At 66.4% G+C, this 20875-nt stretch carries 16 protein-coding genes and 2 rRNA genes; 4 read left to right on the top strand and 14 right to left on the bottom strand.

What is annotated here, in order from left to right; genetic code table 11:
* The first annotated feature begins 99 nt into the window (after nt 1–99).
* Nucleotides 100–1950: an AMP-dependent synthetase/ligase gene (locus WFH23_RS07870; RefSeq protein ID WP_234037031.1), complete on the top strand. Its 1851-nt coding sequence runs from the start codon at nt 100–102 to the stop codon at nt 1948–1950.
* Between the two features lie 48 nt (nt 1951–1998).
* Here WFH23_RS07870 and def read toward each other — a convergent pair whose 3' ends face one another.
* Together def and WFH23_RS07880 are read right to left on the bottom strand one after the other, a co-directional pair.
* A complete protein-coding gene (gene def, locus WFH23_RS07875; RefSeq protein ID WP_090149436.1) occupies nt 1999–2490 on the bottom strand; it encodes a peptide deformylase in 492 nt (163 codons plus the stop codon).
* Nucleotides 2491–2547: 57 nt separating this feature from the next.
* The gene (locus WFH23_RS07880; protein WP_336662129.1) at nt 2548–5955 is read right to left on the bottom strand and encodes a pyruvate carboxylase; all 3408 of its coding nucleotides are present in this window, start codon (nt 5953–5955) and stop codon (nt 2548–2550) included.
* A 209-nt stretch (nt 5956–6164) separates the two neighbouring features.
* Between WFH23_RS07880 and WFH23_RS07885 the strand changes: the two genes are divergently transcribed.
* Complete coding sequence (locus WFH23_RS07885; protein ID WP_090149443.1) at nt 6165–6992, top strand: AAA family ATPase; 828 nt, start codon at nt 6165–6167, stop codon at nt 6990–6992.
* 154 nt (nt 6993–7146) lie between these two features.
* Here the strand turns inward: WFH23_RS07885 and WFH23_RS07890 are convergent, their stop codons facing one another.
* From WFH23_RS07890 to WFH23_RS07905, 4 genes are all read right to left on the bottom strand, one after another.
* Nucleotides 7147–7713: a MerR family transcriptional regulator gene (locus WFH23_RS07890; protein ID WP_090149858.1), complete on the bottom strand. Its 567-nt coding sequence runs from the start codon at nt 7711–7713 to the stop codon at nt 7147–7149.
* 234 nt (nt 7714–7947) lie between these two features.
* Nucleotides 7948–8625 carry a transcriptional regulator FtsR gene (gene ftsR, locus WFH23_RS07895; RefSeq protein WP_336662130.1) on the bottom strand — a complete coding sequence of 226 codons (678 nt, stop codon included), beginning with the start codon at nt 8623–8625 and terminating at the stop codon, nt 7948–7950.
* Between the two features lies 1 nt (nt 8626).
* Nucleotides 8627–9091, bottom strand: coding sequence for an FHA domain-containing protein (locus WFH23_RS07900; RefSeq protein WP_090149863.1), 465 nt, complete (start codon nt 9089–9091; stop codon nt 8627–8629).
* Between the two features lie 139 nt (nt 9092–9230).
* Nucleotides 9231–10709, bottom strand: coding sequence for a helix-turn-helix domain-containing protein (locus WFH23_RS07905; protein WP_090149450.1), 1479 nt, complete (start codon nt 10707–10709; stop codon nt 9231–9233).
* Between the two features lie 138 nt (nt 10710–10847).
* On the opposite strand from WFH23_RS07905, the gene aceA reads away from it, so the two are divergent.
* Entirely contained in the window at nt 10848–12152 is a 1305-nt protein-coding gene (gene aceA, locus WFH23_RS07910) for an isocitrate lyase (RefSeq protein ID WP_090149453.1), read from the top strand.
* 52 nt (nt 12153–12204) lie between these two features.
* The gene (aceB, locus tag WFH23_RS07915; protein WP_336662131.1) at nt 12205–13881 is read left to right on the top strand and encodes a malate synthase A; all 1677 of its coding nucleotides are present in this window, start codon (nt 12205–12207) and stop codon (nt 13879–13881) included.
* A gap of 77 nt (nt 13882–13958) precedes the next feature.
* Here aceB and mnhG read toward each other — a convergent pair whose 3' ends face one another.
* From mnhG to WFH23_RS07955, 8 genes are all read right to left on the bottom strand, one after another.
* Entirely contained in the window at nt 13959–14369 is a 411-nt protein-coding gene (mnhG, locus tag WFH23_RS07920) for a monovalent cation/H(+) antiporter subunit G (protein WP_090149461.1), read from the bottom strand.
* Nucleotides 14362–14673: a monovalent cation/H+ antiporter complex subunit F gene (locus WFH23_RS07925; protein WP_090149466.1), complete on the bottom strand. Its 312-nt coding sequence runs from the start codon at nt 14671–14673 to the stop codon at nt 14362–14364. The genes mnhG and WFH23_RS07925 overlap by 8 nt, the downstream gene beginning before the upstream one ends.
* Nucleotides 14670–15248 (bottom strand): Na+/H+ antiporter subunit E, encoded by a 579-nt coding sequence (locus WFH23_RS07930; RefSeq protein ID WP_090149470.1) that lies wholly within the window; start codon nt 15246–15248, stop codon nt 14670–14672. Before WFH23_RS07930 ends, WFH23_RS07925 begins: the two co-directional genes overlap by 4 nt.
* Nucleotides 15241–16917: a Na+/H+ antiporter subunit D gene (locus WFH23_RS07935; protein ID WP_090149475.1), complete on the bottom strand. Its 1677-nt coding sequence runs from the start codon at nt 16915–16917 to the stop codon at nt 15241–15243. The genes WFH23_RS07930 and WFH23_RS07935 overlap by 8 nt, the downstream gene beginning before the upstream one ends.
* Nucleotides 16914–17423 (bottom strand): Na(+)/H(+) antiporter subunit C, encoded by a 510-nt coding sequence (locus tag WFH23_RS07940; RefSeq protein ID WP_336662132.1) that lies wholly within the window; start codon nt 17421–17423, stop codon nt 16914–16916. Before WFH23_RS07940 ends, WFH23_RS07935 begins: the two co-directional genes overlap by 4 nt.
* Complete coding sequence (locus WFH23_RS07945; RefSeq protein WP_090149866.1) at nt 17420–20311, bottom strand: Na+/H+ antiporter subunit A; 2892 nt, start codon at nt 20309–20311, stop codon at nt 17420–17422. Before WFH23_RS07945 ends, WFH23_RS07940 begins: the two co-directional genes overlap by 4 nt.
* Nucleotides 20312–20531: 220 nt before the next feature.
* Nucleotides 20532–20648 (bottom strand): 5S ribosomal RNA (rrf, locus tag WFH23_RS07950).
* Between the two features lie 132 nt (nt 20649–20780).
* Nucleotides 20781–20875 (bottom strand): 23S ribosomal RNA (locus WFH23_RS07955); the annotation flags it as partial.

Below are 20875 nucleotides of genomic sequence, written 5' to 3' on the forward strand. Positions count from 1 at the left end.
TGAGAACACCCTACCGGAGCCGGGGGTGCGACGGAGGTATGCATATAGGGTGGCAGAGCAAGGTGCGACGCGAGACGCCGCGTCGCGTATGACGGATACATGAGTATCGAAGGAGCTGCCGTGAATCAGTCCGAGACCCCGATCCTCGTCCCACCGGTGCCAGAGGACAACATAACGGACCTCCTGGAGCAGCGGGTGCAAGCGACCCCCGATCGGGCCCTGTTCGCCGTTCCGGCCGGCGATGGCTGGCGCGACATCAGCGCGACCGCTTTCCGCGCGGACGTGGTGGCCCTCGCGAAGGGATTCGTCGCTGCCGGCATCGAGCCCGGCGATCGCATGGCGTTCATGTGCAAGACGAGCTACGAGTGGACGCTCGTCGATTTCGCGATCCACTATGCCGGCGCGGTCATGGTGCCGATCTACGAGACCTCTTCGCCGCTGCAGGTGCACTGGGTGCTCGAGGATTCCGGTGCCCGTGCCGTCATCACCGAGACGGACGATCACGCTGCGCGATTCGAGGAGATCCGTGACGATCTCCCTGCGGTCGGGCTGACGTGGCGCCTCGACCAGGGCGCGCTCGCCGAGCTTCGCGCGGCCGGCGCGGGCGTCGACGACGCGGAGATCGATCGCCGTCGCGCGCTCGCCCAGGGCGCGGACATCGCGACCGTAATCTACACGTCGGGATCGACGGGGCGGCCGAAGGGGTGCGTGCTGACGCACGCGAACTTCGTCGATCTCTCGCGGAACGCGGCCGCGGCGCTCTCCGACGTCGTGCAGCAGCCCGGTGCCGCCACGCTGCTGTTCGTCACCCTGGCTCACGTGTTCGCCCGTTTCATCTCCGTCATGTCGGTGCACGCCGGCGTGCGCGTCGGGCACCAGGCCGACACCAGCCAGTTGCTCCCGGCGCTCAGCTCGTTCCAGCCGACGTTCCTGCTCGCCGTGCCGCGGGTGTTCGAGAAGGTCTACAACTCGGCGGAGCAGAAGACCGAGGCCGAGGGCAAGGGCAAGATCTTCCGGGCCGCGGCCAAGGTGGCCGTCGCCCACTCCGAGGCGCTCGATGCCGGCAAGGTGCCGTTCATGCTCGGCGTGAAGTTCCGCGTCTTCGACAAGCTGGTCTACGGCAAGCTTCGCGAGAAGCTCGGCGGCAAGGTGCGCTTCGCCGTCTCGGGCTCCGCTCCCCTCAGCCACTACCTCGGCCACTTCTACCGCAGCCTCGGCGTCAAGATCCTCGAGGGCTACGGTTTGACCGAGACCACGGCGCCCGCCACCGTCAACCTCCCGAACAAGTTCAAGATCGGCACGGTCGGCCCGCCGCTTCCCGGACACACGGTCCGAATCGCGGAGGATGGTGAGATCGAGGTCAAGGGCATCGATGTCTTCAAGGAGTACTGGAACAACCCGGAGGCCACCCGCGAGGCGTTCACCGACGACGGGTTCTTCCGCACCGGGGACATCGGCTCGCTCGACGACGACGGGTACCTCTCCATCACCGGACGCAAGAAAGAGATCATCGTCACGGCAGGCGGCAAGAACGTCGCCCCAGCCGCACTCGAAGATCCCATCCGCTCGCACACGATCATCGGTCAGGTCGTCGTCGTCGGAGATCAGCGTCCGTTCATCTCAGCGCTCATCACCCTCGATCCCGAGATGCTCGCACCGTGGCTGAACAATCACGGCGAGGACGCGACGATGACTCTCGAGGAGGCTGCAGTGCACCCGAAGGTGCTCGCTGAGGTGCAGCAGGCCGTCGACCAGGGCAATGCGTACGTCTCCCGCGCCGAGTCCATCCGGAAGTTCGTGATCCTGCCGACAGAGTTCATCGAGGCCAACGGTCACCTCACTCCGAAGATGAGCATCCGACGGGACAACATCCTCCGCGACTTCGCGGGAGAGATCGCCGACATCTACGGAGAGCATCCGCAGACGGAGAACGTCTCCGTCGTCAGGTAGTCGGCGCCGCATCTCGGGCGGAGGACCACCGGGCCGCGCCCGGAACGATCAGAACCAGCTCGAGGTGCGGATCTGGCGCATGGCCTCGCCGCGCGTATCGCGATCGAGACGCGAGAGGTAGAGCTTTCCGTCGAGGTGATCGCATTCGTGCTGCAGCGCCTGCGCGAGCAGGCCATCACCGGCGATCTCGACCGGGTGCCCGTCGAGGTCGATGCCGCGCACGGTCGCCCGAGGGTACCTCGCCACGTCGAACCAGAGGTCCGGCACCGAGAGGCATCCTTCGCCGGTCAGCACCGGCTCCCCCTCGAGCGCGACGATCTCCGGATTGATCACGTAACTGAGTTCGCCGTCGATGTGCAGGCTGAACACCCGGAGCGTGTGTCCGATCTGCGTGGACGCGAGCCCGGCTCGGCCCTCCATATCGACAGTGTCGAGCAGATCCTGCACGAGGGCCCTGACACCCTCGTCGATCTCGACGACCGGATCGCACACGGTGCGGAGCACGGGATCGCCGAAGACCCTGATTTCACGAATTGCCATGGCACCCGAGCCTAGCGCCTCGTTGCAGCGCGAGTCTGCACCGAGGCGCTCGTGCTACTACTCCGCCCCGGAGACGACCGCGATGAGGTCGCCGGATTCCAGTCCGCGCGTACCCGTGAAGACGATCCGCTCGATGCGACCGGAGATGGGCGCCGTGATGGCGGCCTCCATCTTCATCGCCTCGATGGAGGCGACCGGCTGACCGGCCTCGACGACGTCACCCTCCGCGACCTTCACGGTCACCGTGCCCGAGAACGGTGCAGCGACGTGCCCCGGCGCCGAACGATCGGCTTTCTCCGCGAGCACCGCCTCGACCTTCACGGATTCATCCTTGACGAAGACTTGACGCAATTGGCCGTTCACGCGCACCATCACGGTTCGCAGGCCCTTGTCGTCGGCTTCGCCGATGGCCTCCAGTCCCACGTACAGCCGCACGCCCTTCGCGAGATCGATCGCGCGCTCCTCGCCCGATTGCAGGCCGTAGAGGTAGTCCGCCGTATCGAGCACCGAGACGTCGCCGTACTGCTCGCGGACGTCCGAGTACTGCTGGGTCGGCTGCGGGAAAAGGAGGCGATTGAGCGTCTCGCGCCGCTCAGCGCTCGACCCGTTCAGCAGCGCAGCGTCCGCATCGGAAACGGGCGCGACATCGATGTTCACGGTGCGACCCTTGAGCACCTTGCTGCGGAAGGGTTCCGGCCACCCGCCCGGGATCTCGCCCAGCTCTCCGGCGAGGAACCCGACCACTGAGTCGGGGATGTCGTACTTCTCCGGGTGCGCCTCGAAGTCCGCCGGATCGGCGTCCACCGCCGAGAGGTGCAGGGCGAGATCGCCGACGACCTTCGACGACGGTGTCACCTTCGGAATGCGGCCGAGGATGCGGTCGGCGGCGGCGTACAGATCCTCGATCTTCTCGAAATTGTCGGCCAGTCCCAGCGCGATCGCCTGCTGCCGCAGGTTGGAGAGCTGCCCGCCAGGGATCTCGTGCGTGTACACGCGCCCGGTCGGGCTCGGGAGCCCGGATTCAAACGGGCGGTACACGGAGCGCACGGCGTCCCAGTACGGTTCGAGCGCGAAGACGGCGTCTTGCGAGAGGCCCGTATCGCGATCCGTGTCGGCGAGCGACGCCACCAGTGCGGACAACGACGGCTGACTGGTCGTGCCCGACATCGGCGCCGATGCGGCGTCGACCGCATCCACCCCGGCAGCACTCGCCGCGAGCAGCGTTGCGAGCTGCCCGCCCGGAGTGTCGTGCGTATGCAGATGCACCGGGAGATCGAACCGCTCGCGGAGCGCGGTGACGAGCTTCGCCGCGGCAGCCGGGCGCAGCAGCCCCGCCATGTCCTTGATCGCGAGCACATGCGCGCCGGCATCGACGATCTGCTCGGCGAGACGGAGATAGTAGTCCAGGGTGTACTTGTCCTCCGCCGGGCTCAGCAGATTGCCGGTGAACGACATCGCGACCTCGGCGACCGCTGTGCCGGTCTCTCGCACCGCGTCGATCGCGACACGCATCTGGTTCACGTCGTTGAGCGCGTCGAAGATGCGGAAGACGTCCACTCCGGTCGACGCCGCTTCCCGCACGAAGGCCTGTGCGACCTGCTCGGGGTACGGGGTGTATCCGACCGTGTTCTGGCCGCGCAGCAGCATCTGAATCGGTACGTTCGGGAGCGCCTCGCGCAGCTTCGCAAGTCGCTCCCAGGGGTCCTCCCCCAGGAACCTCAGGGCGACGTCGTACGTGGCACCGCCCCACGCCTCGACCGACCACAGCTCGGGCGTCATGCGCGCCACATACGGAGCCACGCGCGCGAGATCCTTCGTGCGCACCCGCGTCGCGAGCAGCGACTGATGGGCGTCGCGGAACGTGGTCTCGGTCACCGCGAGCGCGGTCTGCTCGCGCAGCTGACGCGCGTAGGCTTCCGGCCCGATCTCCAGGAGGAGCTGCCGCTTCCCCGCAGGCGCTGGCCGTGACAGATCGATACGGGGCAGCTTGGCCTCGGGATCGATGAGCTCGGGACGGGGGCCGTGCGGCTGGTTCACGGTGACGTTCGCCACGTGCTGCAGCAACCGTGTCGCGCGATCCTTGGACGCGTTCATCTTGAGCAGTTCCGGGCGTTCGCCGATGAACTGGGTCGAGATGTCGCCGGACTGGAAATCGGTGTCGGCGAGAACGGCCTGGAGGAACGGGATGTTCGTCGCGACGCCGCGAATGCGGAACTCGGCGAGCGCCCGCTGCGCGCGGCGCACCGCGTCCTCGAACGACCGCCCGCGGCAGGTGAGCTTCGCCAGCATCGAGTCGAAGTGCGGGCTGATCTGCGCACCGACCTCGATCGTGCCGCCGTCGAGGCGCACCCCGCCGCCGCCCGGCGAACGGTACGCGGTGATGCGGCCCAGGTCGGGCCGGAACCCGTTGACCGGATCCTCCGTGGTGATCCTGCACTGCAGCGCTGCGCCTCGCAGCTGAATGCGATCCTGGGTCAATTCGAGTTCAGCCAGAGTCGCCCCCGCCGCGATCCGCATCTGCGCACGCACCAGATCGACATCGGTGACCTCTTCGGTCACCGTGTGCTCGACCTGGATGCGCGGATTCATCTCGATGAAGACATGCTCCCCGGCGCGCTCGCCCGCGGTGTCGAGGAGGAACTCCACGGTCCCGGCGTTCTCGTACCCGATCGATTCCGCGAACGCGATCGCGTCGCGTGTGAGTTCTGCCCGCTTCTCCTCCGTCAGGTTCGGAGCCGGCGCGATCTCGACGACCTTCTGATGGCGGCGCTGCACGGAGCAGTCCCGCTCAAACAGGTGCACCGTCGCCCCGGTCGAGTCCGCGAGCACCTGCACTTCGATGTGCCGCGGGCGCAGCACGGCCTGCTCGATGAACATCGTCGCGTCGCCGAACGCGGACTCCGCTTCGCGCATGGCCGCAGCCAGCGCGTCACGCAGATCCTCGACCCGCTCCACTCGCCGCATCCCTCGTCCGCCGCCGCCGGCGACCGCCTTCGCGAACACGGGGAACCCGATCTCCTCGGCGCCGGCGACCAGCGCTTCGATGTCGGTCGACGGCGGGGTGGATCGCAGGACGGGAACCCCCGCCGCGATCGCATGCTCCTTCGCGGCGACCTTGTTGCCCGCCATCTCGAGCGCGGTCTTGCCCGGCCCGATGAACCGAATGCCGGCGGCATCGGCGGCCGCCGCGAGATCCGGATTCTCCGACAGGAAGCCGTACCCCGGGTAGATCGCATCCGCGCCCGACTCGACGGCGACCCGCACGATCTCGGCGACGTCGAGGTATGCGCGGACCGGATGCCCCACCGAGCCGATCAGGTACGCCTCGTCGGCCTTCAGCCGATGCAGGGAATTGCGGTCCTCGTACGGGAACACTGCGACCGTCTGCGCACCCAACTCGTGCGCCGCTCGAAACGCCCGAATCGCGATCTCACCACGATTCGCCACCAAGATCTTCTGGAACACTCCGCCTCCTTGCTACTGTTCTCGCCGCCGGGTGCTCGCACCGTCGAACTGGTTCGATATCAAGATACATGGTCGGTCACGCGCGAGTGGTCATATGGCGAACTGCGGCGGGAGCCGCCGGCCCGGGGTCGACGATTCCGTTCGCCCACGACGAAGTCAGGCGACGCACGGGGCGAATCCACTAAACTTGCCACGTGCATGTATTGAGTGTGAGTTCCCTCAAGGGCGGCGTCGGCAAGACGACCGTGACGCTCGGCCTCGCTTCAGCCGCGTTTTCCCGCGGCCTGCGGACACTGGTCGTCGACTTCGATCCGCAGTCCGACGTGTCGACGGGTCTGGCCGTGAACCCCGAGGGGTTCGCCAACGTCGCGAACGTGCTCGAGAGCCCGAAGGAGAAGACGGTTCGGAGCGCCATCGCGCACAGCGGCTGGAACGACTACCACGAGGGCGGCAAGATCGACCTCCTCGTCGGCAGCCCCTCGGCGATCAACTTCGACGGCCCCCACCCCTCCACACGCGACATCTGGAAGCTCGAAGAGGCCCTCGCGGTCGTCGAGTCCGAGTACGACCTCGTCCTCGTGGACTGCGCACCTTCGTTGAACGCCTTGACCCGAACCGCATGGGCGGCGAGCGATCGCGTGCTCGTCGTCGCTGAACCGAGCCTGTTCGCCGTCGCGGCCACCGACCGCGCGCTTCGCGCGATCGAAGAGATTCGGCGCGGCGTCAGCCCTCGTCTGCAGCCGCTCGGAATCCTCATCAATCGCACGCAGCCCCAGTCGCTGGAGCACCAGTTCCGCATTCGGGAGCTCCGCGAGATGTTCGGCCCCTTGGTCCTCAACCCGCAGCTCCCTGAGCGCCTTTCGCTGCAGCAGGCGCAGGGCGCCGCGAAGCCGGTGCACATGTGGCCGGGCGAAGCCTCTCAGGAGATGGCCGCGAACTTCGACCTGGTGCTCGATCGGATTCTTCGATCTGCCGGTATGGACGCCGGGCGCGCCGGAGCTTCGAACGCTCCCACTGCTACCGTCGTGGAAAACTGAGCGCGAGCTCTCGCACTGCGTGGAGCGCTCTGCCTCGACGCGCTCGATATTGGGCATCGCGGAGCTGAGCCCTCGCGAATCTGAGTCGTCGCAGAGCTGACCCCGTTCGAGTTCGCAGGACGCGCGCCGCTCCGACGCGCGCCACTCCTCCGAGTCAGGAGATCTTGCGGGTCTCCCGCCGAGCTGCCAGCTCGTCGACCGCGGTCCCCGTCGTCTCCGACGCGGTCTCCTCACGGTGCTCGTCCATGTCGACCAGAGACGTCTCCACTTCGCGGAGCACCTTGCCGACGGCGATGCCGAAGACCCCTTGCCCGCGGCTCACGAGGTCGATGACCTCGTCGTTCGAGGTGCAGAGATAGACGCTCGCTCCGTCGCTCATGAGCGTCGTCTGCGACAGGTCGTGGACGCCGGCTTCGTGCAGCTGCGCCACGGCGGTGCGGATCTGCTGCAGTGAGATTCCGGTGTCGAGCAGACGCTTCACGAGCTTGAGTACGAGGATGTCTCGGAAGCCGTAGAGGCGCTGCGAGCCGGATCCCTTGGCGCTGCGCACGGTCGGTTCGACGAGGCCGGTGCGGGCCCAGTAGTCGAGCTGGCGGTAGGTGATGCCGGCTGCGCGGGCTGCCGTGGCGCCTTTGAATCCGCCGTCCTGATTCGGGCGCGGAAGGCCGTCGTCGAACAGCACATCAGCGTCGATGGAGAACGAGGTGAACGACTCGGCCATTGCTGCCCCGTCCGACTCCGTGCCGACGTGCGCCGGCGGAATCGCCGCGTCGGCGCCGGGCCGCTGAGTGTGCTCCATCGTGTTCCTTTCACATCGGCGCACGCAAGGATGGGCGCCGAACTTCACCAACGCTATCGAGCACTTCGCCCTGGTGCAACGACCGTTGAGGGTTAATTATCGCGTGTCGACCTCAAGTGGAACTTGAGGGTTGAAAACGCGCCGAAGTTCGCGTCGTCAGGCGTTGCCGATCCTCCGTCGCAACACGCCGGCGCGCACCGTGTCGAGGTGATCCGCGATCTCGAGCGCCCCTTCCATCGCAGCAGGCGACGCCGCCTTCACGCCCCGCGTCGAGACGGCATGAGCGATGAGTTCGGCCTCGCGCTCGGCCGCGACGCGCAGCGGCCGGAGGTGACGCGGAGTGATGCCCTGCTCGGAGAGCTTCAACAGCGCGGTCACCTGCGCGACCGCGTCGTGCGGAAACACCTCGGCTGCTGGCAGCAGGCCAGCCGCGATCGCCTCGCCGATGAACCGCGGGCTCGCCCCGGTCAATCGCCGCAGCTCTTCACTGCTCAGCACGCGCTTCGGCGCCAGAACGCTCGAGGCGCTGCGCGGCGCAGCTCCGGGGATGATCGGGTCACGGCCGGCGTCGAGTTCCTCGAGCACCTCCGCGATGACTTTCAACGGCAGGTAGTGATCGCGCTGCAGCGTGAGAATCAACCGCAGGCGTTCGATGTGCGCCTGCGAGAATTTTCGATAGCCCGACTTCGTTCGCTCAGGCGTGACGAGCCCCTGCTCCTCGAGGAAGCGCAGCTTCGAGGGGGTCAGGTCGGCGAAGTCATCCTGCAGCCGGGCCAGCACGTGACCGATGCTGAGGAGACCTGAAGGGTTTTGGCGGGCCTGGGAGGCCGCCACGCTAGTTCTCCTCGGCGAGATCGAATCGGGAGGCGAAGAAGGTGAAGCGGAACTTGCCGACCTGCACCTCTGCGCCGTCCTGCAGCACGACCGAGCCGTCGATCCGGGTCCCATCGCAGAAGGTGCCGTTGAGCGAACCGAGGTCGGCGACCGAGAACGTCGTACCGCTGCGGCGGAACTCCGCATGTCGTCGGGATACGGTCACGTCGTCGAGGAAGATGTCCACCGCCGGATGACGACCGGCGACCGTGACGTCCTGGTCGAGGAGGAAGCGCGCGCCCTGATCGGGGCCGCGCCTCACGACGAGAAGCGCCGCACCGGAGGGCAAGGCTTCCACCGCTTCCCGCTCGTCGATCGTCAGATCGGTCGCCCGCGTGCGAATGAGTGCGCCCAGATCTTCTCGGAACTGCTGGGTCGATCGCACTTCCGTGCTCTCTGCGCGACGGGCATGATTGTCGCTGCTCATGTCCTCACCCACTTCTTCACTCGGGGCCTCAGCAAGCCATTCGGCTCGACACTTCTACGCTATCGCAGGCGAGGCTCCCGGCGCACGTCGGCGGCGACTTTTGTCGACGGTCACGGCGTGGCGTACAGCAACTTCCCCGCTATTCGTGAGATTCGAGAAATGCGTAGACCTCGTGGGCGTCGACGCCGGGAAACGTTCCCGTCGGCAGCGCCGCGAGCAGGCTCGTCGGCGTCGCCGCCTCGGGCCACGCAGCCGCCTCCCACTTCCGGGTCAATTCGGCCGAGGCCTGCCGGCAGCACTGATCGTCCGGGCAGAAGGACTGAGAACGATGGGCCGTCTCCCGCCCACGGAACCACTTCACGTCGGAGAAGCGCACCCCGACGCTCACGGAGTACTGCCCTTCTTTCGCCTTCTCGACCCGCGAAGTGCACCAGTAGGTGCCCCCCGCCGCCATGTCGGTGTACTGGTACCACGGGTTGAACCGGTCGGGCTGCCCGAAGACCGTGCGCGCGGTCCAGTTCCGGCACACGGTTGCTCCCTCGAAGTTCCCGAGCGCGTCCGACGGGAATCGCACTCCGTCGTTCTCATACGCCTTGATCAGCGTCCCCGATTCGTGCGCCTTCATGAAGTGCACCTCGAGCCCGAGTCGCTCACTCGCCAGATTGGTGAACCGGTGGGCCGCCATCTCGTAAGAGACGCCGAAGGCATCGCGCAGATCCTCCATCGAGATCTGTCGCTGCTGCTTCGCTTCGGCGAGCAGCGGAACGGCCGCCGCCTCCGGGAGCAGCACGGCGCCCGCGAGATAGTTGGCCTCAACGCGCTGCCGCAAGAACTCGCCATAGCTGCTCGGCTCCTCGTGCCCGCAGACCACACTCGCGAGCGCTCGCAGGATCGGGGCGCGCGCATCTCGCGATGGGACCGCGCCGCTCAGATACACCCTGCCGTTGCGGCGATCGATCACGGAGCGCGTCGAGTGCGGCATGTCGGAGACGTAATGCAGACTGAACCCCAGGCGCTCCGAGATGTTCGCGATCGTCTGCTGCGACACCGGGCCGCCCGCGTACCCGACGCTGTCGAGGAGACCGGTGGCCGCGCCCTCGAGTTCGGCGAAGTAGTTGCCGACGCTGCGCATCTGCGCCCGGAGTTCGGTGTTCGCACGCCGAGCCTCCTCCGGCGTCGCAGCGCGCTCCCGATGGAGCCGTTCGACTTCCTGATGCAGCCCGAGGATCGCCTGGAGCGTCTCGTCGCTCGTCGCCTTGGAGACGCGGATCGGCTGCAGACCGAGTGACTGGAACACGGTTCCTCGCTGCGCGCGCTCCACCGCGATCTCGAGGGCGGCGCGCTCCGAGGGTGCCTCCGTGTCGAGCAGCGTGTCCACCGTCACGCCGAGCGCCACCGCCAACGACCTGAGCATCGGGAGCCGGGGTTCCCGTTTCCCATTCTCGATCGCGGAGAGCTGGGACGGTGCGCGGTCGACGGCACGCGCCAATTGCTCCAGAGTCAGGCCCCGCGAGGTGCGCAGCGCGCGGACGCGGCGCCCGAGGAGCAGCGCATCGCCCGCGGCTTCGCCGCTCGTCGCCTGCGCCGGATCGATATCGAGAAGAGTCATGCGGCTCATCCTCGCAGACGCACTTTCTTCCGGCAAGTGAAAATACTCCAATTCTTCACCCCCCGAAGTGCCCAATCCGACTGGTGAGCACCCCTCAGGATGGAACTACACGGAAAACACGCCTTCGGGCCGAACACAGGAGTCATCGTGACCAACGACGCATCGCAGACCCCCTCATCCGCCGAGCAGCTCGCCTGGGACTGGGAGAACGACCCGCGCTGGGACGGAATCACCCGCGATTACACCGCCGCCGACGTCGTCAAGCTCAGGGGAACCGTGCAGGAGGAGCACACGCTGGCGCGCCGCGGCGCCGAGAAGCTGTGGAGCCAGCTCACCAGCGAGACCCCGACCGGCGGCTACACGAACGCCCTCGGAGCACTCACGGGCAACCAGGCCGTGCAGCAGGTGAAGGCCGGCCTGCGCGCGATCTACCTCTCGGGCTGGCAGGTGGCCGCCGACGCCAACATCTCGGGTCACACCTACCCCGATCAGTCGCTCTACCCCGCGAACTCGGTGCCGCAGGTCGTGCGCCGCATCAACAACGCACTCCTCCGCGCCGACCAGATCGAGCACTCCGAAGGCATCAGCACCGTCGAGGACTGGCTGGTTCCGATCGTCGCCGATGCCGAGGCCGGCTTCGGCGGACCCCTCAACGCGTACGAGCTGATGAAGTCGATGATCGCGTCCGGTGCCGCCGGCGTGCACTGGGAGGATCAGCTCGCGAGCGAGAAGAAGTGCGGTCACCTCGGCGGCAAGGTGCTGATCCCCACGCAGCAGCACGTGCGCACGCTGAACTCCGCGCGCCTCGCGGCCGACGTCGCCGGCGTGCCCAGCGTCATCATCGCCCGTACCGACGCCGAGGCCGCGACGCTCATCACCTCGGACGTCGACGAGCGCGATCGTCCGTTCGTCACCGGAGAGCGCACGGCGGAGGGCTTCTACAAGGTCACGAACGGCCTCGCGCCGTGCATCGCGAGGGCGAAGGCCTACGCACCGTACTCCGATCTCATCTGGATGGAGACCGGCACCCCCGACCTGGAGCTGGCGCGCCAGTTCGCCGAAAGCGTCAAGGCCGAATTCCCGGATCAGATGCTCGCCTACAACTGCTCTCCCTCGTTCAACTGGAAGAAGCACCTGGACGACGAGACGATCGCGAAGTTCCAGCGCGAGCTCGGAGCGATGGGCTTCTCCTTCCAGTTCATCACCCTCGCGGGATTCCACGCACTGAACTCGTCGATGTTCGACCTGGCGCACGGCTACGCCCGCGACGGGATGTCGGCGTACGTCGAACTGCAGGAGCGCGAGTTCGCAGACGAGGCGCGCGGCTACACGGCGACGAAGCACCAGCGCGAGGTCGGCACCGGATACTTCGACGCGATCTCCACCGCACTCAACCCGGACGCCTCGACCCTCGCACTCGTCGGCTCCACCGAAGAGGGCCAGTTCCACTGAGCGACGGTCCCCACCGAATTCACCCGACACCACTCATATCGAGGAGCAGATCATGACGACGACCCAGGCGGGACTGGAGCTGCAGACCGCCACCACCGAACGCACCAGCACATCCGAGAGCACGACATCGCCGTCGCGGTTCGAGGTGCTCGGACGTCCATTCCCCCGCAGCGAAGAGATCCTCACGCCCGATGCCCTCGAGTTCCTGACTCGTCTGCACGATCGCTTCGCCAGCACTCGGCACGAGCGTCTCGCCGACCGACAGCGACGCCGCTACGAGATCGGCAACGGACGCGATCCGAAGTTCCGCGAGGAGACTCGGGCGATCAGAGAGGATCCGAACTGGCGCGTCGCCGGCGCGGGCCCGGGTCTCGAGGATCGGCGCGTGGAGATCACCGGCCCCACCGACCCGAAGATGACGATCAACGCGATGAACTCCGGCGCTCGCGTCTGGCTCGCAGATCAGGAAGACGCGACGAGCCCGACGTGGCGCAACGTCATCGGCGGCCAGATCTCGCTCTTCGACGCGATTCGCGAGCAGCTCGCCTTCACCAGCGAGGCCGGCAAGGAGTACCGGGTCACCGCCGAGCGCACCCCGACGATCGTCATGAGGCCCCGCGGGTGGCACCTCGTCGAGAAGCACCTCCGCTTCACGGACACGCATGGACGTGCCGGTGCAGCGTCGGGCAGCCTCGTCGACTTCGGACTCTACGCGTTCCACAACGCGCGCGAGCTCGTATCGCGAGGACGGGGACCGTACTTCTACATCGCCAAGCTCGAGTCGAGCGAAGAGGCGAAGCTGTGGGACGACGTCTTCACCTTCACCGAGGAAGCGCTCGGTCTCCCCCACGGCACCATTCGCGCGACCGTGCTCATCGAGACGCTTCCAGCGGCTTTCGAGATGGAAGAGATCCTGTACGTGATGCGGGACCACATCGCCGGACTGAACGCCGGGCGATGGGACTACATCTTCTCGATCATCAAGAACTACCGCGGTCGCGGAGCTCGCTTCGTGCTCCCGGACCGCAGTGAAGTGACCATGACCGTGCCGTTCATGCGCGCCTACACCGAGCTGCTCGTGCAGACCTGCCACAAGCGCGGCGCCCACGCGATCGGCGGGATGAGTGCCTTCATTCCCAACCGTCGGGACCCGCAGGTGACAGCGCGTGCGGAGGAGAAGGTCCGCGCGGACAAGCACCGTGAGGCCGGCGACGGGTTCGACGGCACGTGGGTGGCGCACCCAGACCTCATCCCCGTCGCACAAGCCGAGTTCGATGCGGTGCTCGGTGAGCGCCCGAACCAGGTCGATCGGCAGCGCGATGACGTGCATGTGACCGCGGCTCAGCTGCTCGACGTGCGGATCGGTCGGGATATCACTGAGGCCGGCGTGCGCGAGAACGTCTCGATCGGCATCCGGTACATCGAGGCCTGGCTCCGCGGACTGGGCGCGGTCGCCATCGACAATCTGATGGAGGACGCGGCGACCGCCGAGATCAGCCGTTCCCAGATCTGGCAGTGGATCCATCAGGATCAGTCGACTGCCGAGGGCACGCGGATCACTCGGGAATGGGTCGCCGAGCTCGTCGCTGAGGCCGTCGCCGGTTTCGAACGCGCGGACGGCGATCGCTACGACGACGCTGCTGAGCTCTTCACCGACGTGGCGCTCGGCGACGACTTCCCGACGTTCCTGACCGTTCCGGCCTACAGCCGATACCTGGTCGACGCGTAGCGAGGCAGTTCCACCACGACGCGCACGAGGAGTCGTCGACAGCGAGCCGGGTCCCGTCGGGCCCGGCTCGCTGCACGTCAGCCGGATTTCGAAGGCTCCGATCCAGCGTCGTTCTCCCGTTCAGGGCGACGCGCGAATGACTCCTCGCTGCGCTCGATGGCCGGCGCCAACTCGTCGACCACGAGCGTGGTCGTGTCGAGTTGCCCCGTGCGATACGCAGCGCGACCCACCATGTGCGCGGCCACGGGAGCGGTGAGGGATTGAAACACGAAGACCGGCACCAGGGCGAGCAGCGTCGCGACGGACCGTTCCTCGAGCGCGATCGCCGTGATCGTCAGCAGAAGCCCGAAGATCTGGGGCTTCGTTGCCGCGTGCAGACGGCTGAGCGCGTCGGGGAACCTGATGATACCGACTCCCGCCGCGACCGAGAGCACGGCGGCGAGGAAGATGCAGACGGCCGCGATCAGATCGAGTACGGCATCAAACATGTCCCGTCTCCTTCGGCTGCTGGTGGGGAGGCTGCTCCGCGCGCCGCTTCACGAAGCGGGCGACGACGATCGTCGCGAGCGTCGCAGTGGCGGCGATCACCGTCATCAGCGGGATGGTGTCGGTGTGACCGCGGGCCACCATGTCGGCGCCGACGGCGAGCATCAGCGTCGTGAGGAGCACATCGGAGGCGATCATGCGATCCAGAATCGTCGGCCCGCGTACGATGCGCACGATGGCGGCGAGGGCGGTCACGGTGAGACCGATGCCAGCCGCGATGAGCAGGAGCTGCGTGATGTTGCTCATGTCAGGGCCTGCACTTCCTGCTTGGACCCGGCTGCCATCACCAGCAGGCGCTCGATGGTGTACACGCTGCGTCGCATCTGCGTCAGCTCGCGCTGCGTCGGCGTATTCAGCACGTGCAGGTACAGCGTCGAGTTGAATCGATCGATCTCGGTCACGAGAGATCCTGGGATCAAGGAGTTCGTGAGCGCGACCATCGTCATGATGAAGTCGGACCGCGTGGTGAGCTTCACCGCGATGATCGACGTCGTCGGCACCGGTCCGGGGCGCACGGCCAGCCATGCGACTCCCCATGAGGCGCGCGCCAGGTGCCAGATGAAGTACCCCAGGTACCGCAGTGCATGCCAGACATTGAATCGACCGGCGAGCTCCACGGGCGGGAGGTAGAACAGTCGCATGACGAACACGGCGATGACCAGACCGCTGAGCACCGAAAGCAGTGACACCTCGTGCCAGAGCATCATCCAGAGAACGACGAGACCGATCACGAGGGGCAGTTCGTGCAGCCGCACGCCGAATTCGCGTCGACGGGCTTCGCGGGGTGATTCCCCCGCGAGCTCCGTGGGTGCATCACTCATGCGATTCCCCCTCTTCGAGCGTGGTCTGGCCGCTCCCACCGCCGGGTCCGCCCGAGCCGGCTCCAGAGCCGTCGCCGAGCACCTGTTCCACGACGATACCCGGCTCGGCGAGAGTTTCTCCTGCCCGGGTCGCGTACGCGTAGAGCGGACCCGCGAAGATGGTCAGTGTGACGCTGATGGCGACCATGCCGGTGGTCGCCACGAACATCAGCTTCGGGATCTCCTTCTGCTCGGCCTGCGGCTGCGCATCTGGCGCGTCCTGCAAGCGCTCGAAGAGCGCCTGCTCGCGCTCGCGCAGCATGACGGCTTCCGTGGTGGTGGGCTTCGCGGATTTCGGATCGCTTCCCTGCTGCGCCGGTGCTCGCCAGAACGCGAGCACCCACGCGCGCGCCAACGCATAGAGGGTGAGGAGGGAGACGAGCGCCCCGATGCCGATGAGCCAGTACGCTTCTGGGCTCGCGACATCGGCGGCGACCGTGAAGAGCCCGAGCTTCCCGATGAACCCTGAGAACGGGGGGATGCCGCCGAGGTTCAGCATCGGGATGAAGAAGAGGATGGCGATGAACGGCGCAGTGCGCATCAAGCCGCCGAGACCGGAGATCGAGGTGGTCCCGCCTTGTCGTTCGACCAGACCGACGGCGAGGAAGAGGGTCGTCTGCACGATGATGTGATGCGCGATGTAGTAGATCGTCGCGGCGAAGCCGGCTGCATTGGCCATGCCGATTCCGAAGATCATGTACCCGATGTGGCTGATGAGCGTGAACGACAGCAGCCGTTTGATGTCGAGTTGCGAGACGGCGCCGAGAATGCCGACCAGGAGCGTCAGTCCCGCGATGATGAGGAGCAATCGGTCGACGCTCGAATCCGGGAACAGTTTCGTCTGCGTCCGAATGATGGCGTACACGCCCACCTTCGTCAGCAATCCGGCGAACACCGCCGTGACCGGAGCCGGGGCCGTCGGGTACGAGTCCGGCAGCCAGAAGGCGAGTGGGAAGACGGCGGCCTTGATGCCGAACGCGATGAGCAGTGCCAGATTGAGCAGGAGTTGCACCTCGCTCGGCAGCTCCGCGATCCGCACCGTGAGCTGCGCCATGTTCACCGTGCCCGTGGCGCCGTAGATCAACCCGATCGCTGCGAGGAAGAGCACGGACGACACGAGCGACACGATGACGTACGTCACGCCGGCGCGAATGCGCTGCGCAGTCCCTCCGAGCGTGATGAGCACGTAGCTCGCCACGAGCAGGATCTCGAAGCCGACGTAGAGGTTGAAGAGGTCGCCCGCGATGAACGCGTTGAACACGCCGGCACCGAGCACGAGGTACGTCGGGTAGTAGATCGACACCGGCGTGTCTTCGTCTCCGTCGGCGAGGCCCTGACCGAGCGAGAAGAGGAAGACGCCGAGGAGCACGATCGATGACACCGTGAGCATGAGCGCCGACACCCGGTCCACGACCAGTGCGATGCCGAACGGAGCCGCCCAGCCGCCGACCTCCATGACGAGCGTGCCGTGCGCATCCACCAGGAACATCAACGCGCCGCTGAGCAGCACGACGGCACTCAGGGCGAACAGCGTGATTCCCTGCTGCAAGCGGCGGTGCCCGGGCACGGCAAGTGCGAAGGCGGCCCCCGCGAGCGGGATGAGCACGGCGAGCGGAACGAGCTGAATCATGTCTTCGGCTCCCCCGCGGTCTCGGATGCATCGGAGGCTGGCTTGCCGCTCGGTGCGATGTCTGCGCCGGATTCGGCGTAGTCCTCGTCGTCGTACTCCTGCGTCTCCGCGAGGTCTTCGTCGGTGACCTCGGTCGCTGCCAGTGCGCGCGTCGTGGCGAGCTCCAGATCGGAATCGTCGTCCTGCACGCGGTCGTCATGGTCGTGCGCGAGGCGCCACGACCGGTAGATGAGCGCGAGCAGGAAGGCGCTGACGCCGAATGTGATGACGATGGCCGTGAGAATGAACGCCTGCGGGAGCGGATCGCTCATCTCCTCGGCCGACGCCTCTCCGTAGATCGGCGCAGCTCCGAAGCTTCCCGACATCAAGAAGATGAGCAGGTTCGTCGCATTGCCCACGAGGAGGAAGCCGAGCAGCAGGCGCGTCAACGACCGATCGAGCATGAGGTAGACACCGCAGGCGTACATCATCACCATCACGGCGACCAGAACGAGTGGCATCGTCATCGCGAGCTCACCTCCTCTTCCTCGAACGAGGCGATATCCGCCTCTTCGTGCTCATCGATTTCGGCGCCGAGACTCCGGAGCACGTCGAGAATCAATCCGAAGACGACCAGGTACACGCCGATGTCGAAGAGCGTCGAGGTCACCAGCGGAATGGAGCCGAAGATGCCGAGATCGATATCGACCCACGCCGACGCCAGTGCCGATTGCCCGAAGAGCATGGGGATGAACGCCATCGACACCGCGATGGCGAGCCCAGCGCCGAGAATGCGGCCGGCATCGAGCGGAACCGTAGCCCCCAATTCGTGGCGGCCGCCTGCGAGGTACCGCGCGACGAGCGCGAGCCCGGCGACGAGCCCGCCCGCGAATCCGCCTCCCGGCGAGTTGTGCCCGGTCAGGAGCAGGTAGATCGACAGAATGATCAGCGCGTGGAAGATGAGTCGCACCACGACTTCGAGCAGGATCGAGCGGCGCGCCGGATCGAGGTGCCGTCCCGCCAGAAGCCAGGTCATGCGGCGCGCGGGATCGTTGGGGTCTGCGACGCGGAGCAGGTGTTCCTGCGCGGCCCTCCGCGCGTCCCGCCGGCTCAGCTTCGGGCGGTTGTCGACACGGGTACTGAGGAAGACGAGCGACGCCACGCCGGTCGCGGCAGCCAGAATCACGGAGAGCTCGCCCATCGTGTCCCAACCGCGGATGTCGACGAGCATCACATTGACGACGTTGCTCCCGTGGCCGCCGGCGTACGCGAGCTCGGGCAGCTGCAGGGAGATCGGCTCCGCGATGCGCGATCCGAGTGCGATGACCGCCAGCATGCCGAAGACGAGCCCGACGCCGATGCCGATGCCCGCACGGAGCCACCTCTTGGGGCGGCTCGCGCGATGACCGATCCGCTGGGGCAGGCGCCGGATGACGAGCACGAATGCGATGAGCGTGACGGTCTCGACGAGCGCCTGGGTCAACGCGAGATCTGGGGCCCCGTGCATTGCGAAGATCGCGGCCATGCCGTATCCGGTCAGGCCGACGAGCACCACCGATTGGAATCGCGTGCGTGCGCGCAGGGAGAACAGGGCGGCGATGATCATCACCAGTGCGATCGGGATCTGCACCGGAGAACTGATCAGCACGAATTCGCCGGGCCATTCGGCGGTCGCGAGTGCGGTGCCGCCCAGCGTTCCGACGAGCACGATCAGGATCACCGCGAGATAGAACGGAAGCGAGCCGCGCTGCGTGATGGACGTGAGCTTCACGGCGATCGAATCGACGAAGTGCGTCACGATCCAGTAGGCGTGCGATGCCGAGAACCGCTCGACGGGAGGCTGCATGCGCCGGGTCGTACGACTGAGCACCCAGGCCAGCAACGACCCGCCGATGAGCACCCCCGCCGAGGCGAACAGGGCCGGCGTCACACCGTGCCACAGTGCGAGGTGCTCGATCTTCACACCTGCGGCTTCCGCGTTGACCAGTGGAAGCAGCACCGCGTCGGCTGCAGGCGCGACCAGCCCGATCAGGAGTGTCGCACCAGCGAACACGCCGGGAGCGATCAGGATCGAACGCTCGGGCGCGTGAGCGACTCGGCAGGTCTCGACGTGCGGCTTCGATGCGAATGCGCCCCAGACGAACCGACCCATGTATGCCACCGTGAGCACGCTGCCGACGACTGCGACCACGAATGCCGCCATCGCCAGAGGCCGCTCCTGGCCGACCTCGAGCAGCTCCGTGAACGCAGACTCTTTCGCGATGAAACCGAAGAACGGCGGGAACCCCGCCATGGACGCCGACGCCAGCACCGTGATCGCGAAGAGCACCGGCATCTTCTTCCCGAGCCCGCTGAGCTTTCGCAGATCGCGGGTTCCGGTCGAATGGTCGATGACGCCGACGGAGAGGAAGAGTGGCGCTTTCGCGAGTGCGTGCGCGAAGAGCAGCGCGAAGCCGGCGAAGGTCGCCCGCGGGTCGCCCACCCCGAACACCATGACCAGCAGCCCCAACTGGCTGACGGTACCGTGAGCCACGATGAGCTTGAGGTCGAACTGGCGAAGCGCACGAATGCCGCCGTTGATCATGGTGATGGCGCCGAGAACGACCAGCGTCTCCCGATAGCCGGGCACGTCGCCGAACGCCGGGGTGACGCGGGCGATCAGGTAGATGCCTGCTTTGACCATGGCCGCCGCGTGCAGGTACGCGCTGACCGGCGTCGGCGCCGCCATGGCGCCCGGCAGCCAGAAGTGGAACGGGAAGATCGCCGATTTCGAGAGTGCTCCGGCGAGGATCAAGAACACCGCCGTGATGCCGACGCCACCCTGGGGAGGCGTGGCGACGATATCCGAGAGCAGCGAGCTGCCGACCTGATTCGCGAGAAGCACCAGGCCCACGAGCATGGCGAGTCCGCCGAGCGTCGTCACCATGAGCGCTTGGAGAGCGGCGGCCGTGGACGTGCGCAGACGGGTGAGGTGTCCGATGAGCAGGAACGAGAAGATCGTCGTCCCTTCCCAGAAGATGAAGAGCAGATAGACATCGTCCGCGAGCACGAGGCCGAGCATCGACGTCGCGAACCCCATGAACACCGCGGCGAAGCGCTCGAGCCCCGGCTCGTGCGCGTCGAAATAGCGACTGCAGTAGAGCAGGACCAGCGCGCCGGCCCCCGAGACGAGCAATGCGAAGAGCACGGAGATCGTGTCGAGCCGGAACGTCAGCGTGAGGTCGAGCTGCGGCACCCAGGCGAAGGACTCCACGACCGGCGCACCGCTGTACACCTGGACCGCGAGCACGGCGAAGAGGCCGGTAACGGCTGCGAGGAGCGCCGCCCCTACGAAGAAGACGTTGCGGCCGAGTACTCGAGCCAGCGGGTGAGTCGCGATGGATACGACAGCGAGGATGAGCAGGACACTCATCATCGCTCCCATAGGCGACCCACTTCCGGTTCCGTCGGCGTTCAGTTCTGGAACCAGTCTACTGGAAGGGAAACACCCATTCCCCTGAGAACGAACGCTCGAAGCCCCGATCACGACCGGGAAACCTGTTCATCGTCGACGGCGAGAGCCCTATAAATGGCGAAAGGGTCGTACAGTGTGTGCCGTCTCTGGCTTACACTGTACGACCCTTTCTGTAAAAGGTGTCCGGCGGTGTCCTACTCTCCCACAAGGTCCCCCTTGCAGTACCATCGGCGCAATCAGTCTTAGCTTCCGGGTTCGGAATGTGACCGGGCGTTTCCCTGACGCTATGGCCGCCGTAACTCTATTCACATATGACCACACCCCACCCCAAACAGGTGGACGTGTGTGGCCGTACGTCTAGAACCACAAAGTGGACGCGAAACAATCGTTACTGAAGATACTCATGCCCTCCCACATTCAAGGGGAGGAAGAAATCAAGTCATCGGCTTATTAGTACCAGTCAGCTCCACACCTTACAGTGCTTCCACATCTGGCCTATCAACCCAGTAATCTACTGGGAGCCTC

This window comes from Leucobacter sp. USHLN154 (assembly GCF_037145595.1).
In the GTDB taxonomy this organism is placed as follows: Bacteria; Actinomycetota; Actinomycetes; order Actinomycetales; family Microbacteriaceae; genus Leucobacter; species Leucobacter alluvii.

Bases quoted from the DNA above. Each gene is read 5' to 3' on its own strand.
- aceB (WP_336662131.1), top strand. From the start codon at position 12,205: ATGACGACGACCCAGGCGGGACTGGAGCTGCAGACCGCCACCACCGAA.
- WFH23_RS07890 (WP_090149858.1), bottom strand. From the start codon at position 7,713: ATGGCCGAGTCGTTCACCTCGTTCTCCATCGACGCTGATGTGCTGTTC.
- WFH23_RS07940 (WP_336662132.1), bottom strand. From the start codon at position 17,423: ATGACGATGCCACTCGTTCTGGTCGCCGTGATGGTGATGATGTACGCC.
- def (WP_090149436.1), bottom strand. From the start codon at position 2,490: ATGGCAATTCGTGAAATCAGGGTCTTCGGCGATCCCGTGCTCCGCACC.
- WFH23_RS07935 (WP_090149475.1), bottom strand. From the start codon at position 16,917: ATGATTCAGCTCGTTCCGCTCGCCGTGCTCATCCCGCTCGCGGGGGCC.
- WFH23_RS07925 (WP_090149466.1), bottom strand. From the start codon at position 14,673: ATGAGCAACATCACGCAGCTCCTGCTCATCGCGGCTGGCATCGGTCTC.
- WFH23_RS07905 (WP_090149450.1), bottom strand. From the start codon at position 10,709: ATGAGCCGCATGACTCTTCTCGATATCGATCCGGCGCAGGCGACGAGC.
- mnhG (WP_090149461.1), bottom strand. From the start codon at position 14,369: ATGTTTGATGCCGTACTCGATCTGATCGCGGCCGTCTGCATCTTCCTC.
- WFH23_RS07930 (WP_090149470.1), bottom strand. From the start codon at position 15,248: ATGAGTGATGCACCCACGGAGCTCGCGGGGGAATCACCCCGCGAAGCC.
- WFH23_RS07870 (WP_234037031.1), top strand. From the start codon at position 100: ATGAGTATCGAAGGAGCTGCCGTGAATCAGTCCGAGACCCCGATCCTC.
- WFH23_RS07945 (WP_090149866.1), bottom strand. From the start codon at position 20,311: ATGATGAGTGTCCTGCTCATCCTCGCTGTCGTATCCATCGCGACTCAC.
- WFH23_RS07900 (WP_090149863.1), bottom strand. From the start codon at position 9,091: ATGAGCAGCGACAATCATGCCCGTCGCGCAGAGAGCACGGAAGTGCGA.